Genomic DNA, 25144 nt, shown 5'->3' with positions numbered 1-25144 from the left:
GAACGTTTTGAGTCGCTTTAGCGTCTCAAGGGATGCGAATAATACACCCTTTATTTTTCGAGTCAACACTTTGTTTTAAACTTTCTTTTGGAAGATTTAAAACCGAAGTTTTATTTAACTCTCTGAGGTAGTTCGTGCCTCGCTATGCGTTGTCCGCTGCGCGTCGCCATATCCCGTCTCAGTGGGGTCGCATTATAGGGAGATCCGAAAACAGATCAACCCTTTTTTGAAGAAAACTTGAAATAATGTGCTGTTCGCGCATATTTACATCGAAATGGTTACTTTAAACACTAAAAAGGCCCTGATGGGCCTTTTTAATTAGTTTACTATGAGCTTCCACCCAAGTTTACCTTGCTGTTTAGACTCTTGTTGTAGCTCGCTAGCCATTAATGGATGATCTTTTAACCAGTTACTTTCAAACTTAAGGTCTAACACTTCATTTTTAGCAGTTAACTCAAACTTAGGCAGTACATCATCTTGTCTGCGCATTGATAAGATGACTGCTATTCGTAGTAATCTCACTATATATTGCGCTAATAGACTATTTACGCCGAGTGAATTAAAACAGCCTTTTGGAAAATCAGAACGATGCGCATCAGCTACCGCTACTATTAATTTATGCTCTGACTGTGAAAAACCAGGCATATCAGTATTTTCCAAAATATAAGCGGTGTGTTTATGGTACTGCTTATATTCTATTAGTAATCCAATCTCATGAAGCTGCGCTACCGCTTTTAATAGTGGTAACCCATTTAAACTTTCAATTGGCCAATCTTTATTAATACTTATCGCTAACTGCATAGCCAAGCTTGAAACTCGACACGCTTGTTTTTGATCAACGTGATAACGACTCATAAACCCATCAACTGTGCGTTTACGAATGTCGTTATTATGAAACTCCGGAAGCATGCTATATAAAACACCTTCACGCAGTGCTCCACCCGCCAATCCCATTTTTTCTATTTCAAGAGATTCAAATAGTGCGATTAAGATTGCGAGTCCTGATACAAATACCAGTCGACGGTCTTCACTTAATCCAGGAAGGTCGAGCGCTGCAATGGTGCTAAATGCAATTGCTTGCTCTTTTATAGTGTTGAGCTTTTCAAGCGTGAGTAAATCGTCAAGATTTTGAGCGACCATAATTTCTTGAATTGCTTGCACTGTGCCAGAAGCACCAGATGCAATTTGCCATCCCGCTGTTTTATATTCTGGAGAAATTTCATCAATGACTGTACGAGCTGCCTTTATAGCTGCGTTAAAGTTACCCTTACTTAATTGGCAGTCTTTAAAGTAGCGTTCAAGATAGGTAACACACCCCATATTGAGGCTTTTGTAATGTAAGGCATCAAATGCTTTACCAATTACAACTTCGGTACTTGCACCACCAATATCAATAACAAGCTGTTTGCCAGTACAAGATGAAGTATGAGCAACACCTTTATAAATTGTGCGCGCTTCTAATTCTCCGCTAATAACATTAATGCTATGGCCAAGAATCTTTTCTGCATGGTTTTTGAATACTTCGGCGTTAGTTGCCAACCTTAAGGTAGCTGTTGCTACTATGGTGATGTTTTTATCTGGGATATCTTGTAGACGCTCAGCAAAAAGGGCAAGGCATTCCCAGCCTCGCTGCATTGCTTCAGTGCTCAATACGTTATCTTTATCAAGCCCTGCGGCTAATCGGACTTTGCGTTTAACACGTCCAATTGTTTGTAGACCGCCAGCAATTGATTTGGCTATAAGCATATGAAAGCTATTTGAGCCCAAATCAATAACTGCGTATACATTTTTTTGCGGTTTAAGTTGCCCCACCGTTCAAAAACCTCTAGTTACTACTACTTATACAAACGGTCGCTTACGACCGTCCTTTTTGGTAACTATTATTTGGGCGACGTCCGCTGTTATGACTACGGTTACGTGGACCATTTGAATAGTTGCGCTTTCTTTGAATAATAGGCTGAGTTAAATCATCTAGCAATGCTGTTTTATCATAATGAGATAAAGGAATGCTGTGCTCTATATATTCTTCAATTTCATGCAAGTTATAAGCATATTGCTCACACGCAAAACTGATTGCGTGGCCTGATGCGCCAGCACGACCAGTACGACCAATACGGTGTACATAATCTTCACAATCGTCAGGTAAATCAAAGTTAAATACATGACTTACTTCTGGAATATGAAGACCACGCGCAGCAACATCTGTAGCAACTAAAAAGTCTAAGTCGCCTTTGCTAAACTGCGCTAATATAGTTTGGCGTTTTTTCTGGTTAACATCACCAGTAAGCATGCCTACACGATGACCGTCTGACTTAAGCCAAGCATAAACAGTTTCACAACTGTGCTTAGTATTTGCAAACACGATTGCTTTCTCTGGCCATTCTTCTTCAATTAAGGTTAACAACAGCTTAATTTTATCTTCTTGCGAAGGATGAAATAGCTCTTCTTGAATACGTTTACCCGTTTTAACGTCAGGTTCAATTTGAACATGCTCTGGGTTTGTCATGTGCTCAAAAGCTAATTCTTGTACGCGATATGATAATGTGGCAGAAAATAATAAGTTTAAACGCTTTGATGTATCTGGCATACGATCGAACATATAGCGAATATCTTTGATAAAACCTAAATCGAACATACGATCAGCTTCGTCAAGCACGACTACCTCAATTTCATTAAGGGTGTAACAGCCTTGCTTATACAGATCAATTAGACGACCTGTAGTACCAATTAAAATATCAACGCCTTTTTCTAGTTGTGCACGTTGTTTTTCGTAATCTTCGCCACCATATACTAAACCTAAGTTAAGATTACAGTGCGGCGCTAAAATTTTAGCATCTTTGTGTATCTGAATCGCAAGCTCCCGAGTAGGGGCCATGATCAGGGCTCTTGGATGTTTACTAGGTGCTTTGCTAGATTGTAATAACCGATGGCACGTGGCAGTTAAAAACGCCAACGTTTTGCCTGTACCAGTTTGAGCTTGGCCCGCGATATCGCGTCCATCACAAATAAAAGGTAGGCATTTTGCTTGAATAGGTGTGCAATATTCAAACCCATTCTCGGTTAAACCGGCAACCACTTCCGGTGCGATAGCAAAGTCTGAAAACTTTTTATCGGTTAAATGTGTCTTAGTCATAGCGTTTAAGCATAACGTTTAAACTTGCAATAAGAAACAAGAGTGTTTAAATACGCACTAAATATTTCGCCTAACTAAATCGGAGAGCGCAATGAGCGAGAAAATAATCCAAATTACTGACGATAGCTTTGAAGCTGACGTATTACAATCAGACAAACCAGTACTAGTAGATTTCTGGGCTGAATGGTGTGGACCTTGTAAAATGATCGCCCCTATTCTTCACGAAGTTGCTGATGAATACGACAGCCGTGTGACTGTTGCTAAATTAAATATCGACCAAAATGCTGGCACACCGCCAAAATTTGGTATTCGTGGTATTCCTACTTTACTTCTTTTTAAAGATGGCCAAGTAGCTGCAACGAAAGTAGGTGCTCTTTCAAAAACTCAACTTATCGAGTTTTTAGAAAACAACATCTAACTGTAAGCTAGAACAATAAAAAGGGCTTTTTGCCCTTTTTTAAATTTATTTTGTATAAAGACTGGACGCTTTGCCAGTGAACTGCTAGTTTATAAAGCCAACTAATCCTTAGTTATATTCAACAAACCTCACTCAACGATCAAAGCGATTTTGAGTATGACAACTGTAATAAAGAACCCACCAATATGCATTTACGCGAATTAAAAGACAAGTCCATTAAAGAGCTTGTAGACTTAGCTGAGTCCATGGGGCTCGAAAACGTAGCCCGCTTAAGAAAGCAAGATATCATTTTTGCCATTCTTAAATCCCATGCCAAAGGCGGAGAGAATATCTTCGGCGGCGGTGTATTAGAGATTTTACAAGATGGTTTCGGCTTCTTAAGATCATCAGAAGCCTCTTACTTAGCTGGCCCAGATGACATTTATGTTTCACCTAGCCAAATTCGCCGTTTCAGCATGCGTACTGGCGATTCAATTTCAGGTCTTATTCGTCCACCTAAAGACGGTGAACGTTACTTTGCTTTACTTAAAGTAAATGAAGTTAACTTTGATAAACCTGAAAACTCTCGAACTAAAATTCTTTTTGAAAACCTTACTCCATTACATGCAAACGAACGTTTTCGCATGGAACGTGGTAACGGCAGTAAAGAAGATATTACAGCCCGTGTACTTGATTTAGCATCTCCTATTGGCCGCGGCCAACGTGGTTTGTTAGTAGCTCCGCCAAAAGCGGGTAAAACAATGCTGCTTCAAAATATTGCACAATCAATTACGCACAATCATCCTGATGTAACATTAATGGTTTTACTTATTGATGAACGTCCGGAAGAAGTAACAGAGATGCAACGCCTAGTTAAAGGTGAAGTTATTGCATCAACGTTCGATGAGCCAGCTTCTCGTCACGTACAAGTTGCCGAAATGGTTATCGAAAAAGCAAAACGCCTAGTTGAACATAAAAAAGATGTTGTTATCTTATTGGATTCAATCACTCGTTTAGCACGTGCTTATAACACCGTTATTCCTTCATCAGGTAAAGTACTTACTGGTGGTGTTGACGCTAACGCATTACATAAACCTAAGCGCTTCTTTGGTGCTGCACGTAACGTTGAGGAAGGTGGTAGCTTAACAATCATAGCTACAGCTCTCATCGATACTGGCTCTAAAATGGATGAAGTTATCTACGAAGAGTTTAAAGGTACTGGTAACATGGAACTTCACCTTAACCGTAAAATTGCGGAAAGACGTGTATTCCCAGCTATCGACTTTAACCGCTCAGGTACTCGTCGTGAAGAATTACTAACAAAACCAGATGAACTTCAAAAGCTTTGGATTTTACGTAAAATTGTTCATGACATGTCAGAAATTGATGCAATGGAATTCTTAATCGATAAACTATCGATGAGCAAAACCAATGATGAATTTTTTGATTCGATGAGACGCCAATAAAAGCGTTTTAATTGAATAAAAAAAGCGCCTAAGGCGCTTTTTTTATGTCTGGATTAAATACAGTTTAACTCTCATTATACTTTTTAAGTACACTCTGCAGTGTATCAACGAGCGCTTTAAAATCATTTGCACTGCTTTTTTGGGTTCTGTGTAGAAGTGCTCTGTCTAAATTTTTAGCCGATTGCGCAATTTCATCCAAACCAAACATTTGTGCAGCCCCTAAAATGCGATGGCTATCTTTTTGTAGCGCACCTAAATCTTCGCTTATAAAATGCTGGGTAATCGTTTCACTCTCCAAAGCAAAGCTCTGCTTGAAACTAATCACAAGATCGCTCATATCAACTTCATTTTGCTTTATAATTGGCTGATCTTCTGCATTATGTAGGTGATTAGAGAGCGCTTTATAAAATGACTCTTTGTCTATCGGTTTACCTAAGTAACCTGTAAACCCTAACTCTAAGTAACTATCTACTTCATGACTCATAGCATTTGCTGTTAAAGCAAAAATAGGCCGTTCAAAACCACACTGTTTCAATAGTTGGAAAGCAGAACGCCCGTCCATCACTGGCATTTGAATATCGAGTAATACTAAGTCAGGGTATTCTTTTAAGCACTGCTCTACCGCTTGCTCACCATTTTCAACAGCAATAACCTCGAGTCCCATTGAGCGTAAATAGCGGCTTATTAACCTACGATTATCAGGATGATCCTCCGCAAGTAAAACACGACCCGCCAATCGCTTATTTTCCTTAGAAGTACTTTGAGCTTCAATCATGCTTTGCGATTTATTTACTTCTGCGCACGGTAAAAAGAACGAGAACTGACTGCCCTTTTTGTATTCGCTTTGTACGCTAATATAACCGCCCATCATCGCGGCTAATTGTTGTGATAAGCTAAGGCCTAACCCTGTACCACCAAAGCGACGGCTAATGCTGTTATCTGCTTGGCTAAAGCATTCAAAAATAAGCTTTAACTGTTTAGAGCTCATACCAATACCGGTATCTTTTATAATAATAACCAGCCCTTGATCACTCTTATTTAAAGCAATGATGATCTGGCCAGCGTGAGTAAACTTAATAGCATTGGCACATAAGTTTATAAGAATCTGCTTTACGCGAATCAAATCGAGCTTAGTGTAAAACTCATTACCCACTTGATTGTCTAAAATAAGGTGTAGATTTTTTGCTTTTGCTTGGGTAATAAACATGGCATGTACGTCATTTACGAGCTCGACAATATCAAAGCACGAAATATTTAACTCTAATCTATTGGCTTCAATTTTACTTAAATCAAGTACATCATTTATTAAGCTTTTTAAATGGTCACTGTGACGCTGAATTACTCTTAATTCATCTTTAAGTGACTCAGGCTCATATAATTCATTAATTAAGGCATCTGTTTGCCCTAAAATAGCCGTTAGTGGAGTGCGAATTTCGTGACTAATATTAGCTAAAAACTGGCTTTTAACATCATTGGCCTCTCTGAGCTCTTGTGCAATTGCCTGCAATTCTGCAGTACGTTGCGTAACTTGTTCTGTTAACTGCTGCTTAGCGCGTTTTTCTGCACCACGACGGTAAAGTGCAATACCTGTTACTACAACTAACAGTAATAGTAAAAAAGAGAATAAAGTAAGCTGAGAACGCTGCGACATTTTCAGTTCTTGCACACGGCGATCTTGTTTAAGTTTTTCTATTTCCTGGTTTAATTGTGTTGCTTTAAATTGATGCTGAAGCACCGCTAGCGCGTTAATAATTGCCGTACTTCTGAGTTTTCGCAGCTCACTAATGTATTTTTGTTGCAAAGCCATTGCACTTGAATAATCGCCTTTACTCGCTTCAAGAAGTGCTTTGGCCCCCAAGCTTTCCCTAATTATTCGCTCACTGCCGTATTCATGGGCAAGTAAAATAGCTCGATCTAAATTTATTTGAGCCTCATCTAAATTGCCCTTAACAAACTGAATCTTAGCCAGCGCATGTAACGCATTAAGCTCTAAATTATGGTTATCTATTTTAAGCGCATAGTACTCACCTAATTTAGCTTGCTCGTATGCTTCATCAACTTTTTTCAATACTAAATTAGTATTTGCCAAATTAGTATATTGTGTAGATAACTTATTGTAATCATTAGCTGAAATATAATATCGCAGCGCTAACTGATAATAATGTAGTGCTAAATCAAATTGGTTGCTCTCCATATGAGCAACACCCATATTGTTATATACCTGCGCAATACCGCTTTTATCATCTAATCGCTGATAAACTTTAAGTACATCTTGATAAAGACTAAACGCACTATCGTAGCGTGATAAGCGTATATAAACGCCAGCTATATTAAGTAGTATATCGGTTTGATCTTGTTCACTGCCGTGCGCTTCGTAAATAGCTTTTGCTTTTAAATAAAACTCTAGAGTATCGCCTAACTTGTTCATATTAAAATAGGCCAAGCCAATATTATTTAGTAAATTTGCTTGTTCAAGTAATTGCTCATTTTTTTCAGCTAATACTAGGGTACGGCTGTATTCAATAATGGCTTTTTGAAATAAACCTTGATAGAAGAGCACCACACCTTGCATTTTAATTGCACGAAAGTGCTCATCAGGAAAGAATGTATCTGAAGTATGTTGTTCTAGTAATTTAAAATAGTGTAAAGATTCTTTAAAATTATCAGCCGATAACGCACTATTACCCAATGCCGAATAAACAGCGACACGCTCTTTTTTGGAGGCATCTTTATTAGTAAGTAGCATGTTTGCTAATTGTAATTTAGGCTCCCACTGTACTTCGTTTTTGAATTGCTCAAATAAAGAATCAGTATTTTGGGCATAACCAGGAGCTATTAGTACACAGCATATAGTAAATAAGAGGCATTTTAACTTGCCCAGCATAATTTTAATCCTTCAAACCGTTACTTATATCAGTGTAATCTTTATTGAAGATACACCAACTACTAGGGCCTAAACAATGCTTAACCCACTGATTGATGAGATTTTTGAGCTGATATTAACAAGGCAGGTTTGGCAAGTTCATACTTTAGCAGCAGAACTGACAAACCGCAGCGCAATAACAACACTCGATAAAAGCCCTGAACGTGATTTATTTAAACGTAACTTTTTAATTATGAATGCATTGTACCAACTGCAGGCACAATTACGCCCTCAAAGTTTACTCATTTCAACTCTGCATATCGAGCTTTTAGAAAAAGAAGATAATAGTTTAGTAACAACGAACGAAAATTTGCGAGATTATTATTTAGATTGGCGTAATTACGATACCGGTGAAGAGAAAATTGATGAGCTTTTGAATAGTTTTTGGCGTCAGTTTAAAACGACATCACCACAACAAGTATTAAATGACAATGAATTTAAAGCGTTGGCTTTAGAGTGGAAGTTACCCGAAAATTTCACTCTTAAAAACGTTCAAAAGCGCTGGAGACAACTTGCATTACAGATGCACCCAGATAAACCAAATGGTTGTGAAGTTAAGTTTAAAAAAATAAAATTACAATACGAGCAGCTAAAGGTAGCTGCTCGCTAATTTGTTAATTTAGCGGTTTAAATTAACGAGTAAGGCGACGAGCGCGTATTTTACGCCCTTTAATGTTGCCTTCGGTTAGTTTGCGAAGTGCTGGTTTTGATGAGTTACGTTCAACAGCAACAAATGCTACGTTATCAAGTACGTTAATTTTACCTACTTGACGACCTGCAACCCCATCCTTACCTGTTAGAGCACCAAGAATATCGCCTGCACGTACTTTTTGCTTTTTACCTGAATCAATCATCAAAGTAACCATTTCAGGGCGGTACGGCGGTTTATCTAATAAATTAAACGGCGGCATTTGCTCTGGAGTAATATCACGCTCGTAATGATCGCCAATTTGTGCAATTTTAAACGCTTCAGCTTCACCGTAAATAGAACAAGCAATGCCCTTTTTACCAGCACGTCCAGTTCGGCCAACACGGTGAACATGTGTTTGCGTGTCATGTGCTAAATGGTAGTTAATAACCATATCCATGTCATCAATATCTAAACCTCGTGCAGCAACATCGGTTGCAACAAGTATTGAAGCACTTTTATTTGAAAAGTGAATTAGCGTACGTTCACGATCGCGTTGCTCTAAATCACCGTGCAATGCAACAGCGCTGAAGCCTTCGTCAGCTAAATCATCACACACTTGTTGAGTTTCTACTTTGGTATTACAAAATACAACACAGCTTTGTGGTGTAAATTTAAGAAGTAATAACTTAAGCGTTGGATAGCGCTGCTTATTGTTATCCATTTTATAGAAGTACTGCTTAATTGTGCTTTTTGCTTGCTCTTCTTCTACTTTAACCATTTCAGGTTTTTTAAGTACACGCTTAGCAATTGCTTCAATGGCTCTTGGGAATGTAGCACTAAATAACAATGTTTGACGATTTTGTGGAATACGCTCAATAATTGCATCAAGTGTGTCTTGAAAACCCATATCAAGCATTTGATCGGCTTCATCAAGCACCAATGTTTCCACATCATCTAAACGTAGAGTACCTTTACGAATATGGTCATCAACACGCCCTGGCGTGCCAACAATAATATGCGCACCATGTTCAAGTGAACCTATTTGCGGGCCAATTGAAACACCACCACATAACGTCAATATTTTAATGTTATGAATGCCGCGCGCTAATTTACGCATTTCAACTGCAACCTGCTCGGCAAGTTCACGAGTCGGGCACAAGACTAAAGATTGAATACGAAAGCGTTTTACGTTTAATTTAGCTAACACACCCAAACTAAACGCAGCAGTTTTACCTGAACCGGTTTTTGCCTGAGCAATGATGTCTTTACCAGCAAGTACAGGCGGCAAACTTTGCGCTTGTACAGGTGTCATGTGGGCATAGCCAAGTGTTGATAAGTTATCAACGAGTCCAGCCGGTAAAGCCAAAGATGAAAAAGCAGTTGAAGTCACAGTAAGTTCCATAGCAATAAAATAACATGGGAGAAAGCCCCACTAATATGTTGCTTATAATAGCAGAATTCGTAATTGGCAACCATTAACAAACACATTATAAAACATGTTAATGAAAGATGTTGAAAATGATAGTAGTTTGCATTAAGATCGCGATTGTTTTTTACATACCTGCGCTGGAAGCAATTAATGAAACTGAATTCTATTTACATAGCACTATTAGCAAGCATTACAACAAGCACATATGCAAACACTACCGACCTTGAACGCATAGAAGTAAAGGGTAGCTACTTTAACGATTACAAAGTAGATAACGCTAATGGCGCAATGAGAACATCAGCTTCATTACTTGAAACTGCACAATCTGTCACTGTAATAACCGACACTATTATTAGCGAACAGCTTGCCACTACACTTGGCGAAGTACTCACAAATGACGCCAGCTTAACGGCAGGCTCACAACAACGAAATCGTGAGGTATTTAACTTACGTGGGTTTGAGCTAAGCTCATCAACAGGTTATTTACGTGATGGGCATCAGCATTGGTCGCACTACCAACAACCAATCGAAATTTTACAACAAGTTGAAGTAATTAAAGGCCCATCGAGCATTTTATATGGTCAATCAGGTCCGGGTGGCTTGGTGAACATGGTTACTAAAAAGCCTACAGCACAAACATTATTTAATGCCAGTGCCGATGTAGATCAACATGGCTCAACGCGCTTTATGGTAGATGCTGCAGGCGCCTTGACTGAATCTGAAGATTTACGTGCTCGCGGGATTTTAGTTAAACAAGATGTTGATTACTGGCGTGAATACCAAAACGGTGAAAACCGCGAGCGTGACCGCTTTTTAGGTGCTTTAGTTGTAGATTACGATATTAGCGACAACGCATTAGTACGTGTGCATTACGACCGCACGGACGACGAAGCAGGTTTAGATACGGGCGCATGGATAGACGATAATGCCAATGTAATTGGTGATGATAAAACAATCCGTGATATGTCTTGGGCGTTTACCGATATAACCGTAGAAAACCTAGGTGTAGACCTAGAAGTATTTTTAACCGATAACTGGCAAGTAAAGCTTGGCTATAACGAACAAACATTTGAACGCCAACGCTTTGAGTCAGCACCGCGTATGCCAGCTGGCTTTGCTGAAGGCGATAGTTATGAATCTCGCCCTTACGACCGTTTTGACGATTGGCAATTTAAAACTGCATTTATTGATTTTATTGGTGAATTTGAAACAGCTGGTATTCATCACCAATTCCTAGTTGGTGCTAACTCGCTTGATTACTACTACGGGCAATTACGCACAGCACTGCCTAAAGAAGAATACCTTTACTATTCAGCAGGTCAAGACGAGCCATCTCGTCCATCAATAAGCTATAAAACAGATGATACAATAAGCGAAACTGAATACGACTACTACGGTATTTACGTCCAAGACTTAATTTCGTTCTCACCAGAGTGGCAATTATCGCTAGGTGGCCGTTACGATAAGCAAACGCGTGAAGGCCAAAATAACGAATCATTTGTACCAAAAGTAGGTGTGCTTTATCACCCAAATGCTTCTGCAACTATATACGCTAGTTACTCAGAAGGCTTTGAGCCACAAAATGAGACCATCACCGACGAAACTGATATTAACTTCGGTATGGAAATAGATGCTGTTACCTCTGAACAAAGAGAACTTGGCATAAAATGGCAACTGCTTGATGACCGTTTACTGCTTAGTGGTGCCGTTTTCGATATAAGTAAAAATGGAACGCTGGTCACTGCAGACCTTGAGGCTCCTATTGGCTCAGTTACAACCGAGACAAATCAGGTTGGCGAACAACGCCACAAAGGCTTTGAAGTTGCAGCACAAGGCGCTGCAACAGATCGTTTATTTGTAATGGCCTCTGCGATGTATTTAGATGCGAACTATGAAAGAGCGAATGAGGAGCTGCAAGGTAAACGCCCAACCGACGCACCTAAATGGTCAGCATCTCTGTGGACTCGTTATGAGCTAAATGATGCGATTGCTTTTAACGCTGGTGCTTTTTATGAAGGCGAGCGCTTTGCAGATAGCGATAATACAATTACTAAAGATGCATATACACGTGTTGATGTAGGCGCCACTTATAAGTTTAACTTAAGCAATACCGATATTAACTTACGCCTCAACATCGAAAACTTATTTTATAACAACTATTTAGGTGGTGGCAGCACGAGTAATGTAACTGTTGGCGAGGGTACAAATCTTCGTTTAGCAGCGCAATTTAGCTTTTAAATAAATGCCTTAAATAACAGTGTTAAAATATAGCCCGCGTACATTTACGCGGGCTTTTTTTATATCTAAACGTTTATACCTAACAGCATTAAACCTATTACAAAGCCTATTCATCTCATCTATTTTTTATCATGTTTGTTACATGCTCTAATAGCGCTAATTATTAAAAAGGCCTACCCAAATGAAAAAATTAATTACCGCACTGCTGCTTACTAGCAGTATGGCTGCAAACGCTAACAGCGCCGAATTTACCCAAAAGCAATTACAACAAGTAGACGAAGTGCGCACCTCTGCACTAAATAGTGATTTAAGTTATAAATTACTAGAGTCATTAACAACTGAAGTAGGCCCACGCCTTCCCGGTACCGAAAACGATAAAAAAGCCGTGGCATGGGCTCAAGCCAAATTTAATGAACTGGGCTTTGATAAAGTATGGCTAGAAAAAGCCACGTTTCCTGAATGGCGTCGTTATAGCGAAAGCGGAAAAATACTAACACCAAGCGAGCAACCACTGCACTTAACTGCATTAGGTAACAGTATAAGTACGCCAAAAGATGGGATTACAGCGCCGGTTGTATTATTCGAAACACTTGATGAATTAAAAGCCGCACCGGCGAACAGTTTAAAAGGTAAAATTGCATATATTAATTACCGCATGAACCGCGACATAGACGGCAATGGTTACGGACCTGCTGTAAAAGCACGAGGTACAGGCGCTATAGAAGCGTCTAAAAAAGGCGCTGTTGCCTACATGATGCGCTCTGTTAGTACCGGGCATCATCGTTTTGCACACACCGGTGGTAGTTACTATAAAGAAGGTGTTACAAAAATACCTAACGTAACCATTGCTAACCCAGATGCAGATCAAATAGCACGCTTAGTCGCTTTAAATAAAGACGTATCGGTAAATATTAATGTGCAAACCGAAAGCCTTGGTGAAGGCACTGGTTATAACGTTATTGGCCAATTTAATGGTACCGAAAACCCTGAGCAATATGTATTAATTGGCGGGCATTTAGATTCTTGGGACTTAGGGACTGGCGCATTAGATGACGGCGCAGGCGTTGCACTAACAATGGCAGCCGCTAAACATATTAGCGATGTAAAACGTCCTAAGCGAAGTATTCGTGTGGCACTTTTTGCAGCTGAAGAGCTAGGTCTTTGGGGTGCAAAAGCTTATTTTGCAGAGCATAAAAACGAGCTAAGCAATATTGTTGCAGCCGCTGAGTCTGATTTTGGCGCCGATGTTGTATATGCTTTTGAATCAAATGTAGATGCCGCTTCGCTTCCTGTAGTACGCGCTATAGCAAAAGAGCTTGCGCCATTAAATGTTGAATACATTGGTAAAAACCAAGCGAATGGCGGCCCAGATCTAATTCCGCTTAAAAATGCAACATCAGCACCTATTTTTGAACTTGCTCAAGATGGAACAGATTACTTTGATTACCACCATACAGCTGACGATACGCTTGATAAAGTAACACCTGCTAAGCTTCGTCAAAATACCGCTGCATATGCTGTATTTGCTCTAATGGCTGCCGATGCAAAAACCACTATCAAGCCTAAAGCTCAAAATAAGTAATAACAGACATACTTACTTACAGTTTGTAGCTTTGACTAACACGCTTCTTGTTTTACCTTTAGGTAATTAAACAAGGAGCGTGCTTTATGTTACTTTTCAACACGAGTGAATCATTTCCACATTTTGCACAAATAACACGCTGCCCTCACTGCCAGAGCGACGCCTACCATTTAGTAAATAAAAGCCGCTATTTACGATTTAGCATTTTACCTATGCTTGCCTTAAAATTAAGCTATAAACGCGAGTGCTATCAATGCGGAAAAAGCGAACCGGTTAAAATACCGCAACTACCGTTAATAGAAAAACTAAGCCTACCTAAATACTTTATTGGCGTCTTTTTATTGCTTTGGATTGTTTCTTTTTTTTATCAACAACACCTTGATACCGAGACTCAAAAGCAAAGCTATTTGAATACACCTAAAATATATGACACCTATTTAGTACACGCCGACAAATTTACACACGAACCCTGGACCCTAACCAATTTAAAAATTGCTCAAGTTTTAAGTTTTGATAAGCAGTTTATTACCTTTCAGATAAGCAACTACAGCTATAAACGTAATAATAGTATTACCTTGGCAATGCGTACCAGCCAACTAATTCAAGACAATTACTTCTCCACTAAAACAATCACCCTCCCTCGTGATGAAGTAAAGCGTTTGTATAAAGACGAAGCTATTTATGACGTGCTGCGACCTTATGCCAACAGCCTTTATGGCGGGTTTGTGATGTTTCCTCCCAAACCTAAGCCACTATATAAAGGTTTAAAACTCGATAAAAACAATCAACAAGGCATTAATTATTTTAAAGATGGTTTGTTTATTGAAGCATTTAATAGCTTTAAGCAAGCTGCTGAAGCGGGTTCTCAATGGGGGCAATTAAATTTAGCGCAAATGTATCGTGATGGTCAGGGAATAGCTCAAAATTATCAACAAGCTATTTATTGGTATAAAAAGGCCATTGAGCAAAAAAATACTAAAGCACAATTTGAATTAGAATCGCTTTGTAAAATAGCTAACTGTGAATGAGTGAATTTAAATATAGCTGGCGCAACAAGTACGCCAGCTATAAACTATTTTTTAAATAACTTTGTATAACTTACATGTATGAGCACAACAACTAAGCCGGCAATAACACCTAACAAACCATCAAACAAGAGAGGCGCTAATACTTCTCCTGTGCCGCCAGCAACAGACTGAGCATAGCTTGTTACATCCACTTGAGTATGATGCAGTAACTCAACACCATGCACTAAAATCCCGCCGCCTACTAAAAACATTGCAATGGTGCCCGCAAATGCTAAAAACTGCATCAACCTAGGCGCTGCTGCGAGTAAGCCTTTACCAAGTAACTCTTTAAATTTATTAGCTGACACTTTAGATTGATTGAGTAAATAAAACCCGGCATCATCCAGCTTTACAATACCGGCCACTAAGCCATAAACGCCAATCGTCATTATAATTGCGATAACACAAAGCACTAAAGCTTGGTTAACTAATGTAGCGCCTGCCACAGTGCCTAAAGTAATAACAATAATTTCGGCAGAAAGAATAAAGTCGGTTCTTATTGCCCCTTTTATTTTTTGTTTTTCGTACTCAACTAAATCTAATTTTTCATCTTCATCTACCGCTTCATTGTGATGAGGCAAAAACTTAGCAAATACTTTTTCAGCTCCCTCAAAACACAAAAACAAACCACCCATCATTAAAAGCGGTGTTATTAACCAAGGCAGCCATACGCTTATTAATAAAGCAGCGGGTACGAGTATCGCTTTATTTAAAAATGAGCCCTTTGCCACAGCCCAAACAACCGGTAATTCACGCTCTGCTGCAACACCTGTAACCTGCTGTGCATTGAGCGCTAAGTCATCGCCTAATACACCCGCTGTTTTTTTTGTTGCTACCTTACTCATTGTCGCAATGTCATCAAGTAAAGTGGTTATATCGTCTAATAACGTTAAAAGGTTAGTGCCTGCCATAAAGCTTCCGAGCTCAAAAAATATTGCTATAAACATAACGTAAAGCGCTACTTTCACCAACGGTTAATTTTGCTTTGTTATTCTTACATTAGATTAAAATTTTGCCCTGTGTTTTAACTAACTTTTAAAGAAGATGGGAGGAAAAATGAAAGTATATTTAGCATTAATCGCTATTTTACTAAGCTTGTCCGCATGTAGTGATTTACAAACCAGTACTGCTTACCAATGCGATGATGAGAGCGTAAAACTCAATATCATTAATAATTCTGAAGCCGAACTTATCTTTAACAATAAAGTGCATGTACTTAATCACGAAAAAAGTGCATCAGGGAATAAATATATAAGTGAAGAGGTACTGTTTTGGGGTAAGGGTAAGGAAGCCATGTTAATCATTGCAGGTAAAAAAAGACAGTGCACCAAGGTTTAACATAAAAACAACCAATAATGCTACAATAATGCTACAATAATTAAAGATCCATTATTGTGATGAAGTTATGCGTTCAATTGCGATCAAACATAAAATAATTTTAGCCTTTACAGCCATTGGCATATTGGTGCTAACAAGTAGTGTATTTTTTTATTGGTCATTAAACAAAATTAGCGTTAACAATACCCGAACCGAAAAATTAGCGGTTCCGGTACAACAGTTCAGCAAAGATTTAAGGCTATCATTACTGTCTATTACCAAATTTAACGCCTTAGCTTACAGCCAAGCAAACCTTGATTTACTTCAACAAAATAAAAAACAGGCGCAAGTTGAGCAACAACAATTTAGCGATATGCTCAATTTGTTAAGCACTCAACTAAATCAACAAATAACAATGCAAAATTTACTCACCAGTACCAACGCAGGTTTCGAGCAACTGACTGAAGTAAGTGTCGCAATCTTTAGCGCTAAAGAGCGTAAGTTTGTAGCGCAAAATTCCACCATAGAATTATCAGCAACGTTTAACGAGCAACTTTACAATTTAAGTTCTAACTTACTTGATATAGAACTTTTAGAAGTGCCTGTAAAACAGCAGGCGTTACTTAATGCTATGTTTGGAACAGCGACCCGTATAGATGATTTATTGTTTAACTTAAGCAATAATATAAAAAGCATTACTCAAACTGCAAGTATCAATGATTTAAATAGTCATCAGCAAGATACTCTATTTCTACTAGATAACATTCAACCTAATTTCACCTATTTAGAGCAACAAGCGCTACCTTTTGATAATGCGTTTAATGCTAAAAATTTAACGGCTAAGTTTAATCAATTAAGAGAGTTACTTAACAACGATACAGGAATTTACGCCCAACAAAATAAAGTACTCAAAAGTGCTATTGCTGCGGCTCAAAATTTTGAACACTTTCAACAGCAATTTATAACAACAGAAGGTCAGCTTATTGAACTTAATAAATTGGCTGATGAGCGCTTTAATGCCTTACAAACTAATGCAAAGGCCGCCATAAATACAGGGATTAGTTCTGTAGTAATTATTACGATTGTTTTAATTATATTGATTATCGCAATCTCTATTTTTACAACTCGCGCAATGCTAAAACCGCTTAAAAAAGTAAACCGCGATTTAGCCCGAATCGCCTCAGGTGATTTATCAAAGCGAAGCCACCCACGTAGTAAAGATGAATTTGGTACTTTGCTAAATAACATAAATAAACTCAGTGAAGACCTTACTAACCTAATTGGTGCAATTAGTAGCGACGCCCACGAACTAGACAGCAGTGCTATTAAAACCAGTGAAAAAGGTCAGCAAATGACGGTTGTTGCACAACAGCAGTTAGAGCGAAGCGCGCAGGCAACATCGCTTGCACACAATATGCTAATCAACTCACAAGCGGTTTATGAACAAGCAGATAAAACATCAAGTGAAATAACAAACGCATCGCAATTTGCAAATGATGTAAACGAGATTGCTAATCAAAATAGTCTAAGTATAGAAACTTTATTGCAGCGTCTTGATAAAGCAGTAGGCAGCACAGAAGAACTCGCACAGTACACTCAGCTTATTGAAGCCATTGTTGAAACAATTAGTAGCATTGCCGAGCAGACTAACTTACTTGCACTTAATGCTGCAATTGAAGCAGCGCGAGCGGGTGAAAACGGACGCGGGTTTGCTGTAGTTGCTGATGAGGTTCGATCATTAGCTGCACGTACACAAACCTCGACTAGCGAAATAAACACCATGATCCAAACATTGCAACAACACACTAAAACAACTCAAGAACACATTACTGATGGCCAACACCAAGCCAAGCAATGTGTTAAAAACAGCACTGAACTAAATAAAGCCGTAGAGCGTATTAAAAGCACATTGTTGTCTGTTAATCAGATGAGTGAGCAAATTGCTCATGCATCACATGAGCAATTGACTAACAGTGGCGACATTCAACAAATAATGGCAAAGGTGACAGAGCAAGCAACCTTGAATGCCCAAAACGCGACAACCCTAGCAAGCGAAAGTGAAGACGTAAACCAACTTGCACACTCTTTAACGAGTGCCGTAGAGCGCTTTAAGTTTTAAGTGCAAGTAATGACTTGCCTTGCATGAAATGGGTATAATACTTTAACTCTTTTGCTTAATAGCGGCCCACAATGAAATATAAAGATCTACGTGATTTTATCGATTTGCTTGAAAAAAAAGGCGAACTTAAACGTATCACCCAAGAAATCGACCCGTATCTTGAAATGACCGAAATATCTGATCGCACATTGCGTGCAAAAGGCCCTGCGTTATTATTTGAAAACCCAAAAGGCTACGATATGCCGGTGCTTACCAACTTATTTGGTACACCAAAACGCGTAGCAATGGGCATGGGCCAAACAGATGTTAGCGAGCTTCGCGAAGTGGGCAAGCTACTCGCTTTTTTAAAAGAACCTGATCCACCAAAGGGTATTAAAGAAGCTCTAGGCGCTATACCTATTTTTAAGCAAGTGCTTAATATGCCTGCAAAAGAAGTTAAAAAAGCGCCTTGCCAACAAGTAGTTTTAGAAGGTGATGATGTAGATTTAACTAAATTACCTATTCAACATTGCTGGCCAGGTGATGCAGCACCATTAATTACTTGGGGCCTTACAGTTACCAAAGGGCCTTATAAAAAGCGCCAAAATTTAGGTATTTATCGCCAGCAATTATTAGGCAAAAATAAAATAATTATGCGCTGGTTGTCACATCGTGGTGGCGCGCTTGATTTTCAAGAATGGTGTAAAGAAAACCCAGGGCAACCCTACCCTGTATCGGTAGCATTAGGTGCCGATCCTGCCACTATATTAGGTGCTGTAACGCCTGTACCTGACACTCTAAGCGAATATGCATTCGCTGGCTTATTACGTGGCAGCAGAACCGAAGTTGTAAAATCTATTTCAAATGACCTACAAGTCCCTGCCAGTGCAGAAATAGTACTTGAAGGTTACATAATGCCTGGTGAAATGGCGCCAGAAGGCCCTTATGGTGACCATACCGGTTACTATAATGAAGTAGATGACTTTCCAGTAATGACGGTCACTCATTTAACGCATCGTAAAGATCCTATTTATCACAGCACATTTACCGGCCGTCCGCCTGATGAGCCTGCTATTTTAGGTGTGGCACTTAATGAAGTGTTTGTACCGATACTACAAAAGCAATTCCCTGAAATTGTCGACTTTTACCTTCCGCCTGAAGGGTGCTCATATCGTATGGCGATTGTAACAATGAAAAAACAATATCCAGGCCATGCTAAGCGCGTGATGATGGGAGTTTGGTCGTTCTTACGTCAGTTTATGTACACCAAATTTGTAATCGTCTGCGATGACGATGTTAACGCCCGCGATTGGGAAGATGTTATTTGGGCTATAACAACCCGAATGGATCCAGCGCGTGATACAACATTAATAGAGAACACACCTATTGATTATCTCGATTTTGCATCGCCAGTCTCAGGTCTTGGTTCAAAAATGGGAATGGATGCTACCAATAAATGGCCTGGCGAAACCACCCGCGAATGGGGCGAGCCTATTGTTATGGATAAAGACACCAAAGACCGTGTAGATGATATTTGGGAAAGCCTTAATATTGTTTAAGTGTTTATATGTAAGTACATATCAGGCTATAAAATAACCCTGCAGATATGCTAGAATCGAGCTATTCGATTGCGTATCTGCTGTTACAAGCGCTGCTAAAAGGTAAAAAATGCAAACATTAAAAGCTGAAGTTGTAGCTATCAGCCCACTTACAGAATTTGTTCATAAAGTAATTTTAAAGCCACAACAACCGGTGACCTTTGAAGCTGGCCAATACATGCAACTCGTATTAGGCGAAAAAGACAAACGTGCTTTTTCTATAGCTAGTCGCCCTTCACAGTGCGATGCAATAGAACTGCATATTGGCGCCTCAGGTGCCGATTCGTATGCAATGCAATCGTTAGAGCATTTACGAAACGCCCATACCACAGGGCAGTTAGTAGACATTGAAGCTGGCTTGGGTATTTCACAGTTGCGCCTGCAATGTGAGCGCCCTATTATTTTACTCGCCGGTGGTACTGGTTTTTCATACGCAAAATCAATGGCTGATCATTTAGCTGAAATAAAATGCGACCGTCCTGTGTTGTTTTACTGGGGCGTAAAAGAAGAATCTGCTTTATACGCACACACAGAAATGCAAGCATGGGCAGATAGCCATGAGAACTTTAAGTTTATTCCTGTAGTAGAAAATCCATCTGCTAATTGGCAAGGACACACTGGCTATGTACACAAAGCAGTAATGCAAGATATTGTGTCACTAGAACCATACGATATTTATATGGCAGGTCGTTTTGACATGATAGGTATTGTCCGTGATGACTTTATTATTCATGGTGCAATTCGTGAAAACATGTACGCAGATGCATTCGCATTTATCAAATAATTGAAATTTACTTTCAGTTATGAATAAAGGCACCTAATCGGTGCCTTTATTTTTATAGCAACAAATATTTAATAGTTAAAACCTATCAACTCCATCAATATAAACAATTTCCTAAATCCCTATCTATAAACCATACTTTGTATAGAACATCAGCGGGAGAGACCCAAATGCTAAATACAAAAGTAAAAGATTTTATGCAACGCAAGTTGCCAAATATCACACCAGATACAGAAATGACGACAGCCATAGCAGAACTACAAAAATTTAAACTACTTGGCGCACCAGTATTTGATAAAGATAAATGCTTAGTTGGATTTATATCAGAGCAAGAGCTGTTAAAACCACTTACGCAAAGCAGTTATTTTTGTGATGGGATGGTTAAAGTATCGCAGCTTATGCAAACAGAGGTAGTGACCGTCAGCGGCGATACCAACATTATTGAGCTTGCACAGCAGATGCAGCCTGGTAAACCAAAAAACTACCCTGTTGTAGAGGGCATTAAAGTAATCGGTATGATCAGCCGAGCAGATGTACTTAAAGCACTTTACGATAATTACATAAGCTGCCAAACACACTAAATTGCAGATACAAAAATGCCGCTTATATAAAGCGGCATTTTTAATGCTCTTACATTAACGTGCGCTAACGAGTGATAAAAGTTCTTTTTTATCGCCATCGCTTAAAAATGCTATTTCTAACGCATTTTTTTGGGCTTTTTCCATATCAGCTTGAGATAAGCCTGCTTTAGGTGCAGCAACGGTATATTCATACTCAATTTCAATACCTTCAACCGCAGGATCATCAGTATTAATACACGCTAAAATACCATGATCTAAAAACTGTTTAAGTGGGTGCTTAGTTAAATCGTTTACTGTACTGGTTTGAATATTACTTGTTAAGCATGACTCAATACCAATACGGTTATCGCGTAAATAATCCATTAGTTTTGGATCTTCAATTGCTTTAACGCCATGCCCTATTCTGCTCGCACCCAACTCATTAATTGCTTGACAAATACTTGGAGCGCCAAGTGCTTCTCCAGCATGGACAGTCGAAGCTAAATACGCATTTCGTACTTGTTTAAAGTGCTCTACAAACAACTCACCCGGGAAGCCAATTTCGTCACCGGCTAAATCAACAGCGACTAAATCATTTTTAAATGCGAGTAATGCATCAAGCTCTTTTTGACACGTTTTTACGCCATAAGTACGCGATAAAATACCAATCAAGTTAGCTTTTATATTTGCGCCCTTTGTTGCTGATTTAATACCATCAACAACGGCCTCTACAACGCCTTCTGGGTGTAAACCTTGGCTTTGTGCCATGTAGTAAGGGCTAAATCGAAGCTCCACATAATCAAGACCTTGTGCTTGTGCATCTTCAATGTTTTCAATTGCGATACGTCTACACGCATCGTAGTCGCCAAGCACAGTAACTCCCCAATCTAACTTTTGTAAAAAAGCCATGAGGTTTGGTTCAGGATCAATAACTTGAACATGAGGGATTAATGCTTCAACGTTATCTGCAGGTAGCTCTATATTAAACTGACGACCAAGTTCTAATATGGTTTGCGCACGTACATTACCATCTAAATGACGGTGAATATCTAGCAAAGGTAATTTTCTATTGATCATAATAGCAACCCAGTTTAGTTAAATTTGCGCGCATGATACGCAGATACAGTTATTTTTCAATTCTATATGATTTGCGGTAAGTTTTAGCGGTCATATGTCTGCTTTTTGTGCAAAAAAATGATATAGCCTATTTTCCTGATAAGTGATGCCAAAGAGTTTTAAAAAGCGTATCTGCATCAATAGGTTTGGTAATATAGCCATTCATTCCACAGGCTAGTGCCTTTTTAACGTCATCGTCATGGGCGTTCGCCGATAGCCCTATTATGGGTAAATCAATTAACTCTAAATCACGACGAATTACTTTTGTTGCTTTGAGTCCATCCATTTTTGGCATTTGAATATCCATAAGCACAATGTCGTAGCTATTTTCGGCTAGCTTTTCTATGGCTTCAAAACCATCGTTAGCAATGTCGGCAATACAGCCTTTCGTTTTTAAAATAGCATTAGCAACATGCTGATTAAGTGGATTATCTTCTACTAAAAGTAATTTATAGCCTGTAAATGATAATGTACTTACGTCTATTGCGTTGTATTGCTGCTGAATTTGCTCTGCCTTTGGTAAAGGCGATATTAGCGGCAAACTAAATGTAAATGTAGAGCCTTTACCTTCATAACTAACTAAATCAATTGCACCACCCATTAACTCAACCAGCTTTTTGCAAATACTTAATCCTAAGCCTGTACCACCATATTGGCGTGAGGTTGAGCTATCAGCTTGTGCAAACGGTTTAAACAATTGTTTCTGTGCTTCGCTACTAATACCAATACCCGTATCGTTAATACTAAAATAAGTCATTTTTTTCGATTGCCAAATTTTCAGAGTGATTTCACCTTCCCCTGTAAATTTAACCGCATTATTGAGCAGATTCAGCAGCACTTGTTTTAAGCGAATTGGATCGGTATTAATGACCAAATTTGATGTTTTATCAAAATCGAGACTTAACTTTATTGATTTAATGTCAGCCTCAAACTGAAGTAAATTAAGCATTTCATCCGCTAAACTCGCTACATTAATAGGCTCTTGTATTAAGTCTAGCTTGCCTGCTTCCATTTTTGAAAAGTCGAGCACATCGTTTAATACCCTCAGTAAAACACCAAGTGCCCCATCTGCTTGCTCTATGTAACTTCTAGCTTGTTGCCAATCGTTTTGCTGGAGCGCTAAATAATGCAGCCCTTTTATACCGTTAATAGGGGTGCGGACTTCGTGGCTCATGTTTGCTAAAAACTGCCCCTTTATATGACTCGCTTCATCTGCTTTTTGTTTTTCTTTGCGTAGTGTATATGTTTGCTTGGCCACTTGTTCGCGAATTTGTATGTTTGTACCAGTAACTGAAATCAAAAATGTAATCAGTAACCACACAAACAACATACCTACTATTTGTGCAAGCCAATATACTAACCAAGACGTTCTAACTATTGGTTCATATAACTCGACCTGCCACATGCGTTTGCCAATCAACAATTGATATTCTTTAAACAGCATTTGCGAGTTATCGGTATCGGCAATATAAATTGCCTGCTTTTTCCCTGGTATCGTTGTATCAAAAAAACTGGCTGAAATTGAATTGTTGTGATCAAATAACAATGTTTGCGATAAGCGCTTAAGGCTAACAATAGCGGCCACAAAACCTTGAAAATCATCTTCGGTAGATGATTCACCAAAAACAGGATATAAAAAGAGCACTCCCTTCTCTGATGTATTTTGGACTAAATTAATTGGCTCACTTAGTGCTAGCTCATTGAGTGTTTTCGCTTTGCTAAGCGCTACTCCTCTTACTTTACTTGAAGCTAAATCAAACCCTAAAACATCTTCATTACCTTTTAAGGGATATACGTACTTTACAGGAAAGTAATTACTACGCGTACCTGCAGGTTGCCAAGCTCCATCTAGTGACTTTTCTTTTATGTATAAAGGTTTGCCTGTGGCTGTATTTTCATGTGTTTCAAAATCAGTGAGTTTATTTGCTGATACATAAGGTATCCATTCAAATGCTAAAATTTCTTGGCTATAGTCCAATTGCTTTGAAGTAAACTGTTTAAACTCTTTAAAATTCACGTTATCACTACTAGCAAAGTATGTAGCTAGTAATCCTAAGTGAGCAGTAATACCATCGAGCTTCTGGCTTATAGCATTTTGCACAACAAGTATTTTGACTTCTTGCTTTTGAATGTCTTTTTCTTTTTTAACACTGGCAGCACCATAAAAACTAACGCTAATTAGTATATAAATTAATAGTGAAGGTAAAATCACCAGCATACGATGGCGTACTTGCGTGTAGTTAAAAGCAGCCAGTACTAGCGGTGTAAATATAAGTACACCAATACTGTCGCCAATCCACCATGCTATAAAATTATCAAAAATAGCATTGGTCGGGATCACATTATTCAATGCTAATAAGCTAGTTCCCACACCGGCTGCAATAACGCAACATATCGGCCCTGCAACTATTAAGCTTTGTATACTGTGTTTTAACGAAGATAAATCAAGCGGTGCTTTTATAACATTGACTATAATTTGACGACCAATCCAAGCCTGTAAAACAGAGGCTAAGGTGACGCAAATAGCTTGTAAAAGCACATTAAAATGAAGAATATCTACAGTGTTATCAAGATGAATTAAGTTAGTACAGAAAGCACCAAGAATAAGGCCAATAAATGACTTACGTCCCCAAATTAAAAAGCTCGCTAAAGCAATTCCTGAGGGCGGCCAAGAGGCGACCGCATAGCCATCTACAGAAAGAAGTGAGTTGCTAAAATACCCAGTAAAAAAGTAAGCACAAGCCAAGCTAAGGGTTAATATTAAAAACTTTCTCAATGCTTGTGCTCCTGGACTACAAAAAATGCTAA

General features: G+C 38.9%; 18 protein-coding genes. 11 read left to right on the top strand and 7 right to left on the bottom strand.

What is annotated here, in order from left to right; genetic code table 11:
- Positions 1-318 precede the first annotated feature (318 nt).
- Positions 319-1812: a guanosine-5'-triphosphate,3'-diphosphate diphosphatase gene (gppA, locus tag H4J63_RS06725; protein WP_182195498.1), complete on the bottom strand. Its 1494-nt coding sequence runs from the start codon at positions 1810-1812 to the stop codon at positions 319-321.
- 43 nt (positions 1813-1855) lie between these two features.
- Complete coding sequence (gene rhlB / locus H4J63_RS06720) at positions 1856-3133, bottom strand: ATP-dependent RNA helicase RhlB (protein ID WP_182195496.1); 1278 nt, start codon at positions 3131-3133, stop codon at positions 1856-1858.
- Between the two features lie 91 nt (positions 3134-3224).
- On the opposite strand from rhlB, the gene trxA reads away from it, so the two are divergent.
- Positions 3225-3551 (top strand): thioredoxin TrxA, encoded by a 327-nt coding sequence (gene trxA, locus H4J63_RS06715; RefSeq protein WP_002960942.1) that lies wholly within the window; start codon positions 3225-3227, stop codon positions 3549-3551.
- A 185-nt stretch (positions 3552-3736) separates the two neighbouring features.
- Positions 3737-4996, top strand: a complete 1260-nt coding sequence (gene rho, locus H4J63_RS06710; RefSeq protein ID WP_002960945.1) for a transcription termination factor Rho — start codon at positions 3737-3739, stop codon at positions 4994-4996.
- Between the two features lie 64 nt (positions 4997-5060).
- On the opposite strand, the gene H4J63_RS06705 is transcribed toward rho, so the two are convergent.
- Positions 5061-7880, bottom strand: a complete 2820-nt coding sequence (locus tag H4J63_RS06705; RefSeq protein ID WP_182195494.1) for an ATP-binding protein — start codon at positions 7878-7880, stop codon at positions 5061-5063.
- 76 nt (positions 7881-7956) lie between these two features.
- Between H4J63_RS06705 and H4J63_RS06700 the strand changes: the two genes are divergently transcribed.
- A complete protein-coding gene (locus H4J63_RS06700; RefSeq protein WP_002960947.1) occupies positions 7957-8529 on the top strand; it encodes a DNA-J related domain-containing protein in 573 nt (190 codons plus the stop codon).
- Positions 8530-8551: 22 nt separating this feature from the next.
- Here the strand turns inward: H4J63_RS06700 and dbpA are convergent, their stop codons facing one another.
- Entirely contained in the window at positions 8552-9940 is a 1389-nt protein-coding gene (gene dbpA / locus H4J63_RS06695) for an ATP-dependent RNA helicase DbpA (protein WP_182195492.1), read from the bottom strand.
- Between the two features lie 189 nt (positions 9941-10129).
- Here dbpA and H4J63_RS06690 point away from each other — a divergent pair, with 189 nt between their 5' ends.
- The 3 genes from H4J63_RS06690 (at position 10130) to H4J63_RS06680 (ending at position 14827) form a co-directional block, all read left to right on the top strand.
- On the top strand, positions 10130-12217 hold the full coding sequence (locus H4J63_RS06690; protein WP_182195489.1) for a TonB-dependent siderophore receptor: 2088 nt from the start codon (positions 10130-10132) through the stop codon (positions 12215-12217).
- Between the two features lie 181 nt (positions 12218-12398).
- Positions 12399-13799: a M20/M25/M40 family metallo-hydrolase gene (locus tag H4J63_RS06685; RefSeq protein WP_182195487.1), complete on the top strand. Its 1401-nt coding sequence runs from the start codon at positions 12399-12401 to the stop codon at positions 13797-13799.
- A gap of 86 nt (positions 13800-13885) precedes the next feature.
- Positions 13886-14827, top strand: coding sequence for a tetratricopeptide repeat protein (locus H4J63_RS06680; RefSeq protein WP_182195485.1), 942 nt, complete (start codon positions 13886-13888; stop codon positions 14825-14827).
- 44 nt (positions 14828-14871) lie between these two features.
- Here the strand turns inward: H4J63_RS06680 and H4J63_RS06675 are convergent, their stop codons facing one another.
- Entirely contained in the window at positions 14872-15777 is a 906-nt protein-coding gene (locus tag H4J63_RS06675) for a DUF808 domain-containing protein (RefSeq protein WP_182195483.1), read from the bottom strand.
- 145 nt (positions 15778-15922) lie between these two features.
- On the opposite strand from H4J63_RS06675, the gene H4J63_RS06670 reads away from it, so the two are divergent.
- The 5 genes from H4J63_RS06670 to H4J63_RS06650 all read left to right on the top strand — a co-directional run bounded on the left by H4J63_RS06670 (position 15923) and on the right by H4J63_RS06650 (position 21241).
- Complete coding sequence (locus H4J63_RS06670) at positions 15923-16204, top strand: MliC family protein (RefSeq protein WP_182195481.1); 282 nt, start codon at positions 15923-15925, stop codon at positions 16202-16204.
- Between the two features lie 67 nt (positions 16205-16271).
- A complete protein-coding gene (locus H4J63_RS06665) occupies positions 16272-18302 on the top strand; it encodes a methyl-accepting chemotaxis protein (protein WP_182195479.1) in 2031 nt (676 codons plus the stop codon).
- A gap of 71 nt (positions 18303-18373) precedes the next feature.
- The gene (gene ubiD, locus H4J63_RS06660; RefSeq protein WP_002960958.1) at positions 18374-19840 is read left to right on the top strand and encodes a 4-hydroxy-3-polyprenylbenzoate decarboxylase; all 1467 of its coding nucleotides are present in this window, start codon (positions 18374-18376) and stop codon (positions 19838-19840) included.
- Between the two features lie 109 nt (positions 19841-19949).
- On the top strand, positions 19950-20663 hold the full coding sequence (gene fre / locus H4J63_RS06655) for an NAD(P)H-flavin reductase (protein WP_024605927.1): 714 nt from the start codon (positions 19950-19952) through the stop codon (positions 20661-20663).
- A 167-nt stretch (positions 20664-20830) separates the two neighbouring features.
- A complete protein-coding gene (locus H4J63_RS06650) occupies positions 20831-21241 on the top strand; it encodes a CBS domain-containing protein (RefSeq protein ID WP_024605928.1) in 411 nt (136 codons plus the stop codon).
- 54 nt (positions 21242-21295) lie between these two features.
- Here the strand turns inward: H4J63_RS06650 and add are convergent, their stop codons facing one another.
- Together add and H4J63_RS06640 are read right to left on the bottom strand one after the other, a co-directional pair.
- Complete coding sequence (gene add, locus H4J63_RS06645) at positions 21296-22297, bottom strand: adenosine deaminase (RefSeq protein WP_182195477.1); 1002 nt, start codon at positions 22295-22297, stop codon at positions 21296-21298.
- A gap of 127 nt (positions 22298-22424) precedes the next feature.
- A complete protein-coding gene (locus H4J63_RS06640) occupies positions 22425-25112 on the bottom strand; it encodes a CHASE domain-containing protein (protein WP_182195475.1) in 2688 nt (895 codons plus the stop codon).
- Between the last annotated feature and the right edge of the window lie 32 nt (positions 25113-25144).

The organism is Pseudoalteromonas sp. 5Ae-yellow, from assembly GCF_014077565.1.
GTDB lineage: Bacteria > Pseudomonadota > Gammaproteobacteria > Enterobacterales > Alteromonadaceae > Pseudoalteromonas.
This window is presented reverse-complemented; position numbering and strand designations above follow the sequence as displayed.